Annotated in this window: 15 protein-coding genes; 5 read left to right on the top strand and 10 right to left on the bottom strand. The window is 68.7% G+C overall.

What is annotated here, in order from left to right; genetic code table 11:
- The first annotated feature begins 150 nt into the window (after positions 1-150).
- On the top strand, positions 151-3,336 hold the full coding sequence (locus tag GC106_RS19605) for a S8 family peptidase (protein ID WP_173132576.1): 3,186 nt from the start codon (positions 151-153) through the stop codon (positions 3,334-3,336).
- Between the two features lie 56 nt (positions 3,337-3,392).
- Here the strand turns inward: GC106_RS19605 and GC106_RS19600 are convergent, their stop codons facing one another.
- The 4 genes from GC106_RS19600 to GC106_RS19585 all read right to left on the bottom strand — a co-directional run bounded on the left by GC106_RS19600 (position 3,393) and on the right by GC106_RS19585 (position 7,459).
- Entirely contained in the window at positions 3,393-5,174 is a 1,782-nt protein-coding gene (locus GC106_RS19600) for a serine/threonine-protein kinase (protein WP_312872743.1), read from the bottom strand.
- Positions 5,175-5,269: 95 nt separating this feature from the next.
- On the bottom strand, positions 5,270-5,995 hold the full coding sequence (locus GC106_RS19595; RefSeq protein WP_312872742.1) for a lysophospholipid acyltransferase family protein: 726 nt from the start codon (positions 5,993-5,995) through the stop codon (positions 5,270-5,272).
- 317 nt (positions 5,996-6,312) lie between these two features.
- A complete protein-coding gene (locus GC106_RS19590) occupies positions 6,313-6,816 on the bottom strand; it encodes a hypothetical protein (RefSeq protein WP_173132574.1) in 504 nt (167 codons plus the stop codon).
- Between the two features lie 193 nt (positions 6,817-7,009).
- A complete protein-coding gene (locus tag GC106_RS19585; protein WP_173132572.1) occupies positions 7,010-7,459 on the bottom strand; it encodes a MarR family winged helix-turn-helix transcriptional regulator in 450 nt (149 codons plus the stop codon).
- 66 nt (positions 7,460-7,525) lie between these two features.
- Here GC106_RS19585 and GC106_RS19580 point away from each other — a divergent pair, with 66 nt between their 5' ends.
- Positions 7,526-7,900, top strand: coding sequence for a VOC family protein (locus GC106_RS19580; protein ID WP_173132570.1), 375 nt, complete (start codon positions 7,526-7,528; stop codon positions 7,898-7,900).
- Positions 7,901-7,912: 12 nt separating this feature from the next.
- On the opposite strand, the gene GC106_RS19575 is transcribed toward GC106_RS19580, so the two are convergent.
- The 4 genes from GC106_RS19575 to GC106_RS19560 all read right to left on the bottom strand — a co-directional run bounded on the left by GC106_RS19575 (position 7,913) and on the right by GC106_RS19560 (position 10,234).
- Positions 7,913-8,308 (bottom strand): VOC family protein, encoded by a 396-nt coding sequence (locus tag GC106_RS19575; RefSeq protein WP_173132568.1) that lies wholly within the window; start codon positions 8,306-8,308, stop codon positions 7,913-7,915.
- A gap of 264 nt (positions 8,309-8,572) precedes the next feature.
- A complete protein-coding gene (locus tag GC106_RS19570) occupies positions 8,573-8,779 on the bottom strand; it encodes an NIPSNAP family containing protein (RefSeq protein ID WP_173132566.1) in 207 nt (68 codons plus the stop codon).
- Positions 8,780-8,883: 104 nt separating this feature from the next.
- The gene (locus GC106_RS19565) at positions 8,884-9,180 is read right to left on the bottom strand and encodes a YciI family protein (RefSeq protein ID WP_246366302.1); all 297 of its coding nucleotides are present in this window, start codon (positions 9,178-9,180) and stop codon (positions 8,884-8,886) included.
- 166 nt (positions 9,181-9,346) lie between these two features.
- Positions 9,347-10,234, bottom strand: coding sequence for an NmrA family NAD(P)-binding protein (locus GC106_RS19560; RefSeq protein ID WP_173132564.1), 888 nt, complete (start codon positions 10,232-10,234; stop codon positions 9,347-9,349).
- A gap of 81 nt (positions 10,235-10,315) precedes the next feature.
- On the opposite strand from GC106_RS19560, the gene GC106_RS19555 reads away from it, so the two are divergent.
- A complete protein-coding gene (locus tag GC106_RS19555) occupies positions 10,316-11,047 on the top strand; it encodes a TetR/AcrR family transcriptional regulator (protein ID WP_173132562.1) in 732 nt (243 codons plus the stop codon).
- 109 nt (positions 11,048-11,156) lie between these two features.
- Here GC106_RS19555 and GC106_RS19550 read toward each other — a convergent pair whose 3' ends face one another.
- Complete coding sequence (locus GC106_RS19550; protein ID WP_173132560.1) at positions 11,157-12,314, bottom strand: sensor histidine kinase; 1,158 nt, start codon at positions 12,312-12,314, stop codon at positions 11,157-11,159.
- Positions 12,315-12,429: 115 nt separating this feature from the next.
- Here GC106_RS19550 and GC106_RS19545 point away from each other — a divergent pair, with 115 nt between their 5' ends.
- On the top strand, positions 12,430-14,313 hold the full coding sequence (locus tag GC106_RS19545; protein ID WP_173132557.1) for a prolyl oligopeptidase family serine peptidase: 1,884 nt from the start codon (positions 12,430-12,432) through the stop codon (positions 14,311-14,313).
- 138 nt (positions 14,314-14,451) lie between these two features.
- Here the strand turns inward: GC106_RS19545 and GC106_RS19540 are convergent, their stop codons facing one another.
- A complete protein-coding gene (locus GC106_RS19540) occupies positions 14,452-14,907 on the bottom strand; it encodes a MarR family winged helix-turn-helix transcriptional regulator (RefSeq protein WP_246366300.1) in 456 nt (151 codons plus the stop codon).
- Between the two features lie 94 nt (positions 14,908-15,001).
- On the opposite strand from GC106_RS19540, the gene GC106_RS19535 reads away from it, so the two are divergent.
- Positions 15,002-15,877 carry an alpha/beta fold hydrolase gene (locus tag GC106_RS19535; RefSeq protein ID WP_173132551.1) on the top strand — a complete coding sequence of 292 codons (876 nt, stop codon included), beginning with the start codon at positions 15,002-15,004 and terminating at the stop codon, positions 15,875-15,877.
- Positions 15,878-15,919 lie beyond the last annotated feature (42 nt).

Here is a 15,919-nt window from a genome sequence, read left to right as displayed (position 1 = left end):
CCCGGCGCACTTGATCGCGGCCGGGTTGCAACCCGGAGAGGGGGACATGGCGTGTCTTGCTCCGCGACACGCGGGATGGTCCCGCGCCCACCGGTGCACCGCGCGCCGGGGGAGACGTCGACCCACGACAACATCCTGTGGAGATGGTTGATGCGAAGCAGACGAGCCCTGTCCGGGCTGCTGGCCCTCGTCATGGCGGCGGCGGTGTCAGCAGCGCCGAGCGTGGCTGCCGGCCCGGTGGTGGCCGCGCCGCTCGGTGCCGCCAGCGCGACCGTGACGTTGCTGACCGGGGACACGATCACCGTCAGCGGCAGGCGCGTTGTGGACGTGCGGCCCGCGCCAGGCCGGGAACGCTTGTTATTCGAGTCCTACACCGACGAACGGGGTGACCTCAACGTCATACCGGAGGACGCGCAAGACCTGTTGCAGAAAGGCACGCTCGACCCACGGCTGTTCAACGTCACCGACCTGATCGCCGCCGGTCTCGACGACGCGTCGGCCGACCGCCTGCCGCTGATCGTCGACTACGCCGGGACGGCGCCACGCAGTGCCGCCGCCCACGTCACCCGGGAACTGCCCGCGGTGAGCGCGACAGCCGTCTCGGTGGCCCGTTCCGCCGCGTACTGGCCGGTGGCACGGACAGCCGACCGCGTATGGCTCGACGGACGCGTCCGGGTCGCTCTGGAGCACTCGGTGCCGCAGGTCGGCGCGCCGACGGCGTGGAAAGCGGGCCACACCGGCGCGGGTACCAAGGTCGCCGTCCTGGACACCGGGATCGACGCCACACACCCGGATCTCGCCGGTGCCGTGGCGGACGCTCGCGACTTCACCGGTGGTGACAACCCGGACGACCGGCACGGGCACGGCACGCACGTCGCGTCGATCGTCACCGGCGAGCACGCCCGGTACCGGGGAGTCGCGCCGGACACCAGGATTCTCAACGCGAAGGTCATGGGCGACGACGGCTTCGGCCACGAGTCGGCGATCATCGAAGGCATGCAGTGGGCGGCGAACCAGGGCGCCGACGTGGTCAACATGAGCATCAGCGGCGACCCCAGTGACGGCACGGACCCGTTGTCGCAGGCGGTGAACAGGCTCACCGCCGAAACCGGGACGTTGTTCGTCGTCGCCGCGGGCAACTATGGCTATGTGGGACTGCCGGGCGCCGCGGACGCGGCACTGACCGTCGGCGCGGTCGACCGCACCGACACCCTGGCCGAATTCTCCGGCCGCGGACCTCGCTTCGGGGACAGTGCGGTGAAACCGGACATCACCGCGCCGGGCGTCGACATCACCGCGGCGCGTGCCGCGCAAAGCACCTACGGTGAGCCCGGTCAGAGCCACATCCCGATGTCCGGCACGTCCATGGCGGCTCCGCACGTCGCGGGCGCGGCCGCGATCCTCGCCGGGCAGCACCCGGACTGGACCGCGGAGCGGCTCAAGGCCACGCTCATGGGCAGCGCCACCGCGAAGGACGGGCTGACGGTCTTCGAGCAGGGCGCGGGCCGGGTCGATCTCGGCAAGGCGGTCGCGTCGACCACGTCAGCCTCGCCCGCGAGCCTGAACTTCGGCCTGGTGCGGTGGCCGTACCAGGACACGGACGCGATCACCAAGACCCTCACCTACACCAACCAGGGCACCGCACCGGTCACCTTCACCCTCGCGGCCGACATCAAGAACGAGGACGGTTCTCCCGCGCCGCAGGGCATGTTCACCATCACCCCGGCCTTGGTGACCGTCCCCGCCGGTGGCCAGACCGCCGTCACCGTGACCGCCGACGTCGGGGTGAACGGACCCGCTGGCGCTTTCTCAGGCACCATCACCGCGACGGCAGGCGCCACCGTGGTGCGTACGCCCATCGCGGTGCACCGCGAGGTCGAGAGCTACGACGTCGACCTGAGCGCGATCGCCCACGACGGCACGCCCAGCGTCGACTACCGCTACCGGTTCGTCCCGATCAACGAAGAGACGGTCTACAAGGCGTTCGTCACCGGGCCCACCACGGTTCGGCTGCCTGCCGGTGAGTACACCTACACCGGCTTCGTCCGGGACAGCGCGACCGGGCGCCGGGCGTACGTCGTCGAACCGACGTTCACGGTCAGCGGGAACACCTCGCTGGTCTTCGACGCCCGCGAGGCGGTGCCCGTCGACATCACCGTGGACGACCCGTCCGCCCGGGACGTCTACACCCAGCTCGACTTCGAGCGCACGACCAACACCCAGTTCGGCCTCACCGGTGAGTCGGTGTGGGAGTTCGCCGGGGAGCTGCACCGGCTGACCGTGCGGCCGTCGACCACCAGCCACAAGGACTTCACCTTCACCATGCAGACCACGAAGGCGAAGTGGAACGGTCAGTCGTTCGACGGCAGCCCGTACCTGTACCACCTCAAGCACACCGACCACGCCATCCCGAGGACACCAAGGTGGCATGACCGGACGGGCGACCTCGCGAAGGTCCAGTCCGAGCACGCGAGCACCACACCGGGTTCGACAGGCGTCCGTGACCGGGTGGCCATCCCGCTGCCCGGCACCCTGACGGAGTACTACACACCGGACGTGCCCTGGGCGTTCCGTACCTTCACCGAGAAGATCGGCGACGAGTGGCTCTCGTTTCTCACCCAGTACAAGCCGATGGTGTTCCCCCGCGGGAAGATTACGACCGTCCGCTGGAACCACGGCGTGTTCTCCCCGTCCCTGTCCGACGGCGGCCCCGGGTCCACGGCGTTCCGGGGGATGGACCAGCTGCACTTCCAGATCTCCCCGCTGTCCGACCAGGAACCTGGCCGCGCGGGCGAGCTCGCGCTGACCGGTCGCACGCAACTGCTGCGCGACGGTGAGGTCATCGGCGAAAGCGAGCAGGCGACCCACGGTGTGTTCGAGGTCGGCCCGGAACGGGCCCAGTACACCGCCCGCACCACCGCGGACCGCTCCGCCTACGCGGGCCTGACCACCCGTTACGAGGCAGAATGGACGTTCAGTTCGCAACGCGGCGAGCGGCCCACCGAGGCGACCTTTCTGCCGCTGCTCGCCGTGCGGTTCACACCGGACCTCGACAACCGCAACGCCGCACCGGCCGGCAGGCCCTTCAGGATTCCGGTGTCGGTACAGCGCAACGGCAGCACCACCCCGGGCAACGTCTCCACGCCGGCCGTCGAAGTTTCTTATGACGACGGTAAAACGTGGACGGCGGCGAGGGTCCACCGTGACCGTACCCAGTGGACAGTCACAGTCCACCACCCGGCCGGCGCGAAGTTCGTCTCGCTGCGCTCAGCCGTCAACGACCCCGACGGCAACGCACACCGCCAGACCATCATCCGCGCCTACGCCCTGAAATAGCCGCGACACCGAGCACGGGGAGTTCGGCAGGCCCGAACTCCCCGTGCCGTGGTCGCTTAGCGCGGCTCACGGGCGGTGCGGCGCACCACGTCCTTGACGAAGTCCAGGGTGGGACTGCCCGCCTCGGCCAGCACACGCTCGGCGTTGAAGTTCCAGGCGAACAGGCGGAGCCCGGTGAGCTCGGCGATCGACTCCTCCGTCAGCAGTGCCCGCATGTCCTGGTCGACGACGTCGCCCGGAGTGTCCTTGTTGCCGTAGGCGGCCACCATGACCGGGCCGTACTCGCCGAGGATGCGGACGGTTCGCCGTACCTGCTCGATGTTGCCGTCCGGCTGCTTGGCCAGCACGGACTGGAAGTCCGATGCCCGCAGCACGTCGGCGAACTGGGCGAACATCGACCGGCCGCCGGCTGTCGCCGGGTCGTCCTTGTTGGCCTGCCACCCGTCCCAGCCCAGCGCGACGCGCGCGTTGGGCGCCTCCTCCTGGATGATCTGGCGGACCTCGAGGTAGCGGTCCTTCAACGCCTTGTAGTACGCCGTGGTCTGGGCGTCGATGGCGTACGCGCCGTCGTGGCACGCGAACTTGTTGACCTCCTGGAACATCGTGACGTACAAGGGTGGGCCGTCGGCCTGGCCGGCGAAGATGCGCGCGAGAGTGCGCATATGCCGGGGGAAGTCGACGGACAGCGGGTGTGACCGGCCGCAGCCGGCGCCGTACTTGGTCTCGACCGGGACCTCGGGATCGTCGACGTCCCAGTCCGACACGATCACATGCAGGGCGTAGCCCTGCCGGTAGGCATCCGCCACCATGGTGTCGCGCCAGCCCGCCAGTTTCGTCAGATCGCCCGGCTTGTGGTAGTTCGTGGTGAGCATCCGGACCGGAGTCTCGCGCACCAGTTCGGTCGCCAGCGCCGAATTGATCTGGTCGCCGACGCCGTATAGCAGCGCTGCGCGGCCGTCGGCCGGCGGACCGGGCACCTGGCGGCGGGACGCGATGTCCGGCGCCGGGGCTGTGCTGTCCGGCGTGCGCTCCGATCCGGACGAGGTGATCAAGAACGCGACGGCCAGGACCACGACCACGGTAAGGCTGACAGCCACGAGCAGCCCGCCTTTGGAAACCCGCGGCCCGTTGGCTGCTGCCTGGAGGAGTTGAGCGGTCTTCTCCGCGGACGGCCGGTGGGCCGGATCCGGGTCGGTCAGGGTGGACAGGACGCCGGCAAGGCGTCCGACCGGCTGTGGGTGCCCTTCGACCGCGGCGGACAGCGTCACGCCCAGCGAATACAGGTCCGACGCGGGCGTCGCGGCGTAGCCCGTGAGTACCTCAGGGGCCACGTAGCCGGGAGTCCCGGCGGTTCGCGCGGTCCCGGTCAGCGTGACCTGCTCCCACGCCGCGATGCCGAGGTCGGTCAGCTTCGCCGTCCCGTCGTCGGTGACGAGGATGTTGGCAGGCGTGACATCCCGGTGCACCATGCCCTTCGCGTGCATGACGGACAGCGCGGCGGCGATCTGCGCGCCGATGCGGGCCACGCGGTCCGGTGCCATCGGCCCGTCAGCCCGGCAGATCTCGGCCAGGCTGCGTGCCGGCAGGTACTCCATGACCAGCCATCGCTGGTCGCCTTCGACCACCACGTCGAAGACGGAGATCACGTGGGGGTGGTGCAGCCCTGCGCCGATCCGAGCCTCACGGCGGGTCTCCTCGCCGTCACCCGTGCTGGTCTGTTTGAGCGCCACCACCCGGCGCAGCTCAAGGTCGGTGGCCCGCCAGACCTTGCCCATGCCGCCGGCTCCGACCGCGTCCTCGATCCGGTACCTGCCGGCGATGACCTCTCCGGTACGCACCGCTCCAGACTAGTGACTGTCCGCAGTTGAAGCACTCCCGATCACACACGGCGGTGGCATCGTCCACGATTCTGCGAGCACCACCTGTGACCAGCTCACCGGACGTCGCGAGCCGCGGCCTCTTCGGGAGTGGGGGCGCTTCCGCCGAGGTGGGCGGGTAGCCACCACGGGGCCTCGCCGGGCTTCGGCGTGTCCGGGTAGTCGCGTTGGGCCTGGTCGAGCAGCGCGGTCATCCGGGCACGCAGGTCCTGGGTGAGCGCGTCCTGGTCGTCCTGTGGGGCTGGCTGGAACGGTTCGCCCACGCGGATGAGCACCGGGACGTGCCGCTGGGTGAGGTTTTTCGGCCGGCCCTTGGTCCAGAGGCGCTGGCTGCCCCACACGGTCACCGGGATGACCGGCACGCCCGCTTCCGCGGCCATCCGCACCGCGCCGGTCTTGATCCCCTTCACGGTGAACGACTGGCTGATGGTCGCTTCGGGGAACACGCCGACCACCTCACCGGCTCGCAGCGCGGACACCGCTTGCCGGTAGGAGGCCTGACCCGCGTCACGGTCGACGGAGATGTGACGCATTCCGCGCATCAGCGGCCCGGCGACGCGGTTGGCGAAGATCTCCCGCTTGGCCATGAACCGGGTCCTGCGGCCGGCAGGCAGCCCGGCCAGCCCGCAGAAGATGAAGTCGAGGTAGCTGACGTGCGTGCACGCGAGCACCGCGCCGCCACTGGCCGGGATGTGCTCGCTGCCCTGCACGTCCAGCTTCAGGTCGAGCACACGGAACAGGGTCTTGCAGGCCAGGATGACCGGCGGATACACCAGTTCCACGGGGCTCCATTCGTCGACGCGTCCGTTTTGCGTGATACCAACCCCATAATCCCAGGCTGGAGCGCTCCATGCTGGCCGGAACGATGTGGCACCGAGCACTAGGCCGTGTTTCAAATGCCCGATCGCGATAGCCGGGCCGGATGCGGCCCCTGACGCCACCGCGGGACCGCCCAAAGACAACCAGTATTCGCGGCGATCCCGCGGCGACGCCAGGAACCGCCCCGATCCCGACTCTCATCGACCGGGACATTCGAAACACGACCTAGCCGCGAGAGTCCCCACACGTGATGGGAGCCGACGACCGGCATCACTGCCGATCACGTCAGGGGCAGCCACTCGACCGCGCGGAAGTCGCCGCGCTCGACGGTCTCGAACGGTGCCATGCCAACACATTCCGGAACCGACTCCAGGCTGCCTGGATCGAACAGCCAGCTGTAGCCGAGGCGGTCGTGACGGCCGTGGTCGTAGACCGTGAAGCCTCGGCGCACGTCGTGAAACGCCGGCTGGCTCGACTCGGTGATCACACCGGTGGCGATCGCGACCGGGCCGCCGACGATGAGGCAGTCGATCCGTCCGCGGGCCCAGAACGCGTCATGCTGAATGGTGAAGGTGCCGCGGGCGTCCTTGGACAGACCGTGCGCGTCGAAAGTGAACCGCACGTATTGCCCGTCGGAACGGTGGAGGGTGCCTGAACCCACCAGGCTGGGTTCGGTTGGTTTTGCCGCCACGGGTTTCGCCGCCGCAGGCATCACCAGCCCCAATGCGGCGATCGCCACTCCGGCGACGGCTATTCTGATGGTGCGTCGAAACAACCTGTTCACGGTGTGTCTCCCTCGTCACTGGTCACGGCAGATCCGCGATCACTATGCGGTTTTGTGGCGTTCTGCCGCCTCCATCGCTGGAGGGATCGCGTGCGCCGGGAGAGGGATTCACCGAGAAAGGGCCGGCGCCACTGGGTGATCCCTGAGTGGGGCCGCCGGTACACACTGGCCCGTTCCCGTAGCTCAAGTACTTTTACCCGTCCTCAACAGTGTTGAGAGCGTTGGCGCAGGCGGTGAGGTCCTGGCGTAGCCGTTCGGCGCCGCTGGCGGGCAGGGCGTGGAGCATTCGGCGTTCGACCTCCGCGATGGCGCGGCTGGCCTGGGAGAGCAGGCGGGCGCCTTGGTCGGTCAACTGGGTGGGCAGTGCTCGTCCGTGGGGTGCGGTGGACGGGCGGGCGAGCAGACCGCGGTCTTGGAGTCCTTGCAGGACGGTGTGCATGGACTGCCGGGTGACGAAGGCGCCGCGGGCCAGTTCGGCGGCGGACAGGCCTGGGCGTTGTCCGAGCAGTTCGAGGCAGGCGTACTGCGGCACGTTCAGGCCCAGCGGTCGCAGGGCGGCGTCCATTGCGGACCGCAGGGCCGCGGCGGCCTGTTTGAGGGCGTAGCCGACAGAGGAGTCCAGGTCCACTCGCTCTTGCGTCATGTCAGGAGTCTGACATATGGTCTGCATGTCAGGAACCTGACATGCAGACAGGAGAACGAGAATCCTATGGCCACCGTGACCGGACCAGACTTCATCGCCCTTCAGGTGCGCGACGTGGACGCGGCCGCAGCGTTCTACGAGACGCACCTCGGACTGCGCCGCGCCCCGGCGAGCCCGCCGGGCGCGGTCGTGTTCGCCACCGTCCCCGTGCCGTTCGCGGTGCGCACACCGCTGCCTGGCGTCGACCTGGACGCGGCCGCACCGCGACCGGGAGCGGGCGTGGCGTTGTGGCTGCACGCCGACGACGCCCAACAACTGCACGACCACCTGACCGGGGCCGGAGTGTCGATCTTGTCCGCGCCTGTCGACGGTCCGTTCGGGCGGACTTTCACCTTCGCCGATCCCGACGGATACGCCGTCACGATCCACGACCGCGCCTGACGCGTTGACGGGTCAGGACCCGGTGACCGGAGAGGCGATTCCGACGAGGACGCCGTAGGGGTCTCTGACATACGAGACCACCTGACCCCAGGCGGTGTCGTGCGGCTCGGCCAGGGCGGTGGCACCCGCCGCGACCGCGCGGGCGAAGCCGCCGGCGACGTCATCGGTGATGAAGGTGAACTCGAGCCCAGGCGGCGGCATGGCAGGGTCGAGGGCGGCATAGGGGACTGGCACTGCCTGTGCCCCCAGTCCGTGGCTGGTGAAGGCAAGCGCCGTGCCGCCGGTGTCGAGCTGGGCGAAATCGCCCGACTCGTGAACGAACGCGCGGGCGAGCCCGAAAGCCCGCTCGTAGAAGTCAACAGCTTGCACCACGTCCGAGACGTACACGATGGCGTAACCGAACCTCATTGTGACTCCTGGAAGATCCGTACGGAATTCGGTCCGAGACCATCACGGAGCCGGCGCCGTGGTCTTGAACGGATCGGACATCGCAGTATCGATCACCGAGGTGATCGATACTGCGACAACCAGGCGACTCGGGCTCCGGCGCACCACAGCGTCACCGGGACGGTCCCCTGACCGAGACAGGCAGAAGCGTCGGGATGTCTCCGCAGATGCCTTGAGTCGATCGATGAGAGTTTGCACGTCGATGTCCCACGTGCCGCTCGAAGCTCACCACACAGCCGTGACCACCCGAATGTCGGTCTCCACAAGGTAATCCTCCGGATTCAGCCCGATCGCCTCTCGTCTCGGCGACGCCCAGTACTGAGAATTGCGCTCCGCGAACGATTCCGGCCCGTCGTAGGAGATCACCCACACGAACCGGCTGCGTTCCCGATCCAGCCACGCGCCCTGAATCTCGAACCCGAACTCCAACATCCGTTGCCTGCTCCGGGCGGGTCTTCCGGTAGGAAAGCCGATGTGGTGGCGCGGGTGCATCCAGTGATTCCGCGCCAACACATGAGGTTGCGAAGGCTTGCCATTCAGCCCTGTGGTGCTTCTTGCAGTGCGCGGACCTCGACCCTGCTTCGCAGCGCACGCGAGGCCTGCTTGGCCCATTCGATCGCGACGTCGTCGTTTTCGGCCTCGATGATCCAGAAGCCGCCGAGGTACTCCTTGGCCTCGACGAACGGGCCTGGGGTGAGTACGGGGCTGTCACCGGAGTAGTCCACCGTGGTCGCGGTCGACGGCGGGTGCAGACCGCCGCTGCGGCCGTCGCGCGCGTTTGTCAGCAGGCGTTGAATCCGCGCTAGCTCGACGTCCCTTCCCACCAGCGACATGCGGTCACCCTAGATGGGCGGTGCGAACCCGGTTCCTGCGCCAGTTCAGGGTGAACCCGGCAACCTCCCGGCGGGGGACCTCGAGCCACGTGGTCCACCCAGGCCGCCTTCTACCGGCGTGAACATCCGGTCAGGCGCTGATCGAGCGGTGGCAGGTGTGGGTGAATCACATCGACGGACGAGGGGGAGCGCTAGCTCTGGGTGATGGTCCCCTTAGGATTCGACGTAGCGGTGTGGCTTGGCGCTGGAGGATGTTCCCGAGTGCGGGCCCGGTGGTGGTGAACTCTCCGCGGCGTGCTGCGCGAAACATGCCGATCAGCATCTCGGCACGGTCCGCGGGTACGCCGTTGCCGGTGAGTGTGGCGGCCCATTCGGCGTCGTCGGCGACGACGCGTCGGATGGTGCGTCCGGTGAGTTCGGTGAGGATGCGGGCGATGTCGTCGAGGTCGAGCGCGTCCGGTCCGGTCAGCGGCGGAGTCGGACCGTCGAACCGGCGCTCGTCGGCGAGGATGATCGCCGCCGCTTCGGCGAGGTCGGCGTGCGCGGTCCAGGACACGGGGCCGTCGGCCGGTGCGACGAGTTCGCCGGTCTCCAGCGCCTGGCCGAGCATGAGCTGGACGGTGCTGGCGTAGAACCCGTTGCGGAGGGACGTGAAGGGGGTACCGGTCTTCGACAGGTAGCGCTCGGTGGCAGCGTGGTCCAGCATCGGCGGGAAGAGCGAACTGTCCGCGGCGCCTTGATGACTGGTGTAGAGGATGCGCCTGGCACCGGCATCGATCGCGACGTCGATCGCCGTGACGTGCTGAGCGATGGCTGCCTCGCCCGTCTGGGTCGACGAGACGATGAGCACCTGCGTGGCGCCCTCGAACGCCTCTGCGAGGGAGTGCGGATCGGTGAAGTCGCCGCGCCGCACGCGTACTCCGCGTGCGGCCAGCTCGCCGGCACGGGTGGTGTCGCGGACGCTGACGCCGACCCGGTCAGCCGGTACCCGCTCAAGCAGCCGATCGATGACCTGGGAGCCGAGCTGGCCGGTGCCGCCGGTGATGATGATCATTTTTACCCTCCGTACCGTTGTTAACGAGGATACTATCAGCGTTAGCAACGCGGATAGCAAGAGTGAGTTATCATTGGAAACATGGCGGAGGTGGGGAGCGCGGGCAGGCTCAGGACGCGAGCGGCCATCGTGGAGGTCGCGGCACAGCTTTTGCACGAGCAGGGCGCACACGCGGTCACGACACGCGCGGTCGCGCAGGCGGCCGGCATGCAGGCGCCGACCATCTATCGGTTCTTCGAGGACAAGGACGCGCTGCTCGACGCCGTCGCCGAGCACGTCTTCGCCACCTATGTCGCCGGAAAGACGTCGGTCGAGGACAGCGGCGACCCGATCGCGGACCTTCGGGCCGGGTGGGACACGCACATCGGGTTCGGTCTCGCCAACGCGGCGCTGTTCGGTCTGCTCACCGATCCCCGCCGTGAGACCCGCTCATCGGCAGCGGCAGCCGGACTCGAGGTCCTGCGCGCTCGGGTGCACCGTGTCGCGGCGACCGGCCGGCTCCGGGTCGCAGAGCGACGCGCCGTCGAACTCATCCACGCCGCCGGCACCGGCGCCGTGCTCACGCTGTTGTCCATCCCGCCGGAAGACCGGGACCTCGGCCTCGCCGACGCGATGTACGAAGCGGTGATGCGATCGATCCTCACCGATGTGCCGCCGCTTCCCGAGGACGGTACGACCGCGGCAGCTGTCGCATTCCGCGCGATCGCTCCGACGCTGCCGATGCTCACCAACGCCGAACGCGCCCTGCTGTCCGAATGGCTGGACCGGGCCGGCGACGCCCCAACCAGCGCGACGCGCAACGGCGAAGTTTGACGAGGCGCTGGTAGGTCGTGTCGAAGGCTCGACACATGTCAGCCACCAGGTCCCCACGTAGTCCTATTCGGACGGTCGTGCGTCGTCGCAGATCAACACCCGAGGATCATCAGCCCACTCCGGTGGTGGCGCGCAGCGGCAGACGAGCGCGTACCGACCAGCCGTGGCCCGGGGCCGGGCCGGCACGCAGTTCGCCGCCGAGCAGCCGGGCACGTTCCCGCATGCCGGCGAGACCGAGCCCGGTGCCCGCTTCGGCCTCGTTCCGGCCGTCGTCGGTGATCTCTAGCTGTAATTCGTCCATGGTGTACTGAATGGATACTTGCGCGGTGGCGGTTCCCGCGTGGCGCAAGGTGTTCGTGAGTGCCTCTTGGACGATCCGGTATGCCGCGAGGTCGACCGGTACGGGCAGGTGCACCGGGTCGCCCGTGACCGACATGTGGACGGACAGGCCGGATGAGCGCATCCGGTCGGCGAGCGTGGGCAGCTCGCGCAGGGTGGCCTGAGGTGGTGTGGCGGGTTCACCGTTGCCGCGCAGGGATTCCAGCAGCGTTCTGGTCTCGGCCATGCCGTCCCGGCCGACCTGTTCGATCTCGGTGAGTGCCTCGATCGCGTCCTCTGGCCGGTCCTTCGCCGCGCGGCGTGCCCCGCCGGCCAGCACCACCATCCCGCTTATCGTGTGCGCCAGCATGTCGTGTAGTTCTCTGGCGATCCAGGTTCGTTCCTCGGCGACCGCCTGCCGGGCCACGGCGTCGCGTTCCCGTTCCAGCCGTGCGGTGCGCTCCTCCAGTGCGGCCAGATAGGCCCGCCGGGTGCGGTGATAGGTGCCGAGCAGCCACGCGGTTGCCAGGTAGGCGATCGCGAGCATGATGGGCGCGACGAATGGGTACTGCGCCTTGTTGTCGCTCGCCCCCACAAGGTAGACCAACAGCAGCGCCGTTGCGAGCACGACACTGCCGCCAACCACCGGCACCAGACGCGGTGCGGCGTAGGCTGGCACGCCGTACAGTGCGATCCATGTGATCAAGAGCAGCGGACCGCTGGCGTCCATATGGGACACGATGGTGAGCGCGAGGGCCGTTCCGGAAAGGACACACACCGCTATCGGAAACCGACGTCGCCAGACCAGCAGAAGACAGCCGGCCACGATGGCGCCGAGCGCCGCCGGTTGCTCCAGCCACGGCCAGTGCAGTGCGATCAGCACGCCGGCGACCGCCGCGGCGAGTGCGGTGTCGGCCACCCGCTCCGGGTACCGGTTGAGTTTCCGCATGGCTCCCAAGCTAGCCGGTCGACCCCGGTTGACTCCGCGATCACCGCGGGTTGACGCACGTCTGGTACGCCAGTCCGATGCGCGCCAGCCAGGTTCGTTCCTAGCCTCCGGAGTCATGGGACAACGAACGAGATACGTGACGATCGCCGTTGTCGCGGTGGTGTTGGGCACCGTGACAACCGCAGGCTCCGTGCTGGCACAGCCGCAGCGGCCGATGGACGTCCGGGATGTCGTCGAAGTGCGGCAGATCCAGGACATCCAGGTCTCGCCGGACGGCCGGCAGGCGGCGGCGGTGGTCGCCGAGCCGTCGGTCGCCGCGAACAAGGTCACCAGCAGGGTGCTGGTGCTGGACATGGCCGCGTCGCAGAAGGTGCGCGAGGTGGCCTCGCTCAGCGGTGCCGCCGAACGGATCACCGACCTGCGTTGGCGCCCGGACGGCCGTTCGCTGACATATCTCGCCCCGCATGACGGCGTCGACGAGGTGTGGACCGTGCCGGCCCAGGGCGGCAGGGCGCAGCGACTGTTCGCGGCGCCGGGACCGGCGATCCCGGTGGGTGGAGCCCGTGCGCTGCGGGGCGGTGTTATCCCACCGCACCAGGCGAAGGTGCTGCGGCACGAATGGTCGCCGACCGGGCGGCACCTGGCGTTCACGGTGCCGCTGCCGCCGGGCGAGCACACCCTCGACGGGGTTCCCGTCGACGACCGGACGACCTTGGAGGGCATCGGAACCGGCAGCTACTACCCGCCGCGGGTCGGCGTCTGGCTGTGGGACGTGACCAACGGGCGGCCGCGCGCACTCGTCGAGGTGGAAATGGGCCGGGCCACCTATGGACCGGAGCTGTTCTGGTCGCCGGACGGCACCCGGCTCGCCGTCAGCGGCAGTTCCCTGACAGTGCTGGACATCGGCTCGGGCGCCACCCGAATCCTCGACGAGAACTGGTATCCGGCTCGGGCCGTGTCCTGGACCGCGGACAGCCGCCGAGTGGTTGTGTCCACTGGCCAGCAGCTGACTGGAATCGCCGTCGACGGAAGCGGATCGCAGCCGCTGGCGAAGCTGCCTGCGGGGAGCCTGACGGCCATCTGGACGTCCCCGGACCGGGTCGTGGCCGCCATATCCGACGGTACGAACGAGGCGGTCTACGCGGGCAAGCCGGGTAGCACGCTGGCCAGGATGTCGCCGGAGAACATCGACCTCTCGGGCTGTGCTTTCGACCACAGCCGCCAAGACGCGATGTGTGTGCGCCAAACGAACTCCTCGGCCCCGAGACTGGCGGTGCTGCGAGCCGACGGCACTCTGCGCGACGGCTACGACCCGAACCACGACATGCACGACCGTGCCGTCCAGGCGCCGGTCGCCGCGACGTGGACCAACGCCAAGGGGCAGATCGCGACGGGCTACCGGATCGTGCCCAATGGGTGTGGGGATGGCCGTCGCTGCCCGGCGATCGTGATCACCCATGGCTACGACGCGATGAACAAGTTCATGTGGCAGGGCCACGAATGGGACTACCCGTCACAGGTGTTCGCGGCCAAGGGCTACGTCGTGCTGCTGGTCAACGAACCGCGCGTGCCGGGTGGCCCCGTCGACCCGCGGGACACCGTGTCCACAATGGAGTCAGCAGTGCGGCACGCCGTCGACCGGGGCGAGGTCGACCCTGGCCGGGTCGGCATCGCCGGCTACAGCCGTGGAGCACAGATCACCCAGCGGGCACTGGCCATCTCAACGGTGTTCAAAGCGGGGTCGTCCGGAGATGGCGGGGACGGCGGACCCGGCGGACCCGGCGACGGGGTCGGCGACGCCATCAAGGCACCGTTGCTCGCCCAGACCACCGAGGCAGTCGGCATGCTGCTCTTCCCGGTCTTCAAGCGGCTACGGGCACGCGGCATCCCCGCCGAGATGGTGCTGTTTCCTGACGAGACGCACATTTTCCACCAGCCACGGCACCGAGAAGCGGCCATGCGGCAGAACCTGGACTGGTTCGGCAGGCACCTGGGCTGAGGCGAACCGACTGATGTGGTGGGGGACTCGTGCCAAGGTGACCATCCGCCATCCGGACAGATCGCCGGATCGTCGTGGCCGCCGAGATCCCGATGCCGCGCTGACCGGGCTGGCGTCAGCTCGACGGGCTTCGCGGGATCAGTCCTGGAGGTCCTCGGCGGTGAACGAGCGGCGCTCGGTGAGCTGGGCCAGGTGTGTTTCCAGGGTTTCGAGCTGCTCGGGTCCTATTCGGGCTGCCCAGCGGCTGCGCACCTTGTCGAACAGTGCGCCACCGATGGTCATCAGCTCGTGGCCTCGGGGGGTAACCCGGACGCGCTTGCGGCGTGCGTCGTTCGGGTCGGGCTCGCGGTTGACGTAGCCGAACGCCTCCAACGTGGCGATGGTCTGCGCGGCGGCCTGCTTGGTGACCGACAGCCGGCGACCGAGCTCGGAGGCAGTGTCCGCACCCGCGTCCACGGCGCGCAAGGCGAACTCGTGCACAGGGCGAACACCTTCGTGGCCGCGCTTCGCGAGCTCCACGGTCACCTCGTCGACCATTGTGTGGAACCCGCCGAGCAGCAGAAGCGCGAGCTCGGCGCCGCTGGACCGCGCCATAAGGCCGATCATACGACGCTCGTCACAATGGACAAGCAACTTGTCCACCTCTACGGTTGGACAAGTTGCTTGTCTATCTGTTGGAAGGAACTCCATGGATCGCCCTGGCTCCACCATCCCCGGCGTCGACCACCACCGTGTCAACCTCGACGGCACCGAGCTGCACTACGTGGCCGCGGGCACCGCCGGGTCTCCCGTACTGCTGGTGCACGGCTTTCCGGAGACCTGGTGGGTCTTCCACAAGCTGATCCCCCTGCTGAGCGAGCACCACCAGGTGTTCGCTGTGGACCTGCGCGGGTTCGGCGACTCCACCACCGCCACTCCGGAGCACGACAGCGCGACCTCGGCGAAGGATCTCGGCGACGTGATCGCACGGCTGGACGTCGGGCCCGTTCACCTGGTCGGCCAGGACATCAGCGGCCCCACGACGTTCCGCGTCGCCGCGACCCACCCCGAACTCGTCCGCAGCTACACCGGGATAGAGACCGCACTCCCGGGATACGGCGCCGAGATGCTCGCCGACGTCGCCCACGGCGGCGCCTGGCACATCGGCGTCCTCGCCGCTCCTGGCATCCCGGAAATGCTTCTCGCCGGACGCGAACGCGCGTTCCTCACCGACTACGCGATTCCGTCCCTCTCCGCGAGCCCCGACGCGTTCACCGACGCCGACATCGACGAACTCGTCCGCTCCTACGCGCGACCCGGCGCGTTCGCCGGCGCCGCCGGTCTGTACCGGTCCCTGCTCTCGGAGGGCGAAGAACTTCGCAAGCTCGCGGCTCGCAAGCTGGACATGCCGGTACTCGCGGTGGCGGGCTCCTCGGGAGACTTCACACCCGCGACGTTGCGGCAGGTCGCCACCAACGTGACCGCGGTACGAATCGAGGGGATCGGGCACTACGTCGCGATGGAAGCCCCCGACCGGCTCGCGGCCGCCCTCCGATCGTTCTACGCGGACATCGACCGGACCTGAGGCCCCGCCGGTGCCGCCCCGGAACGCTCGGTCAGTGCTTGA

This window comes from Kibdelosporangium persicum (assembly GCF_013280595.1).
Classification (GTDB): Bacteria; Actinomycetota; Actinomycetes; order Mycobacteriales; family Pseudonocardiaceae; genus Kibdelosporangium; species Kibdelosporangium persicum.
This window is presented reverse-complemented; position numbering and strand designations above follow the sequence as displayed.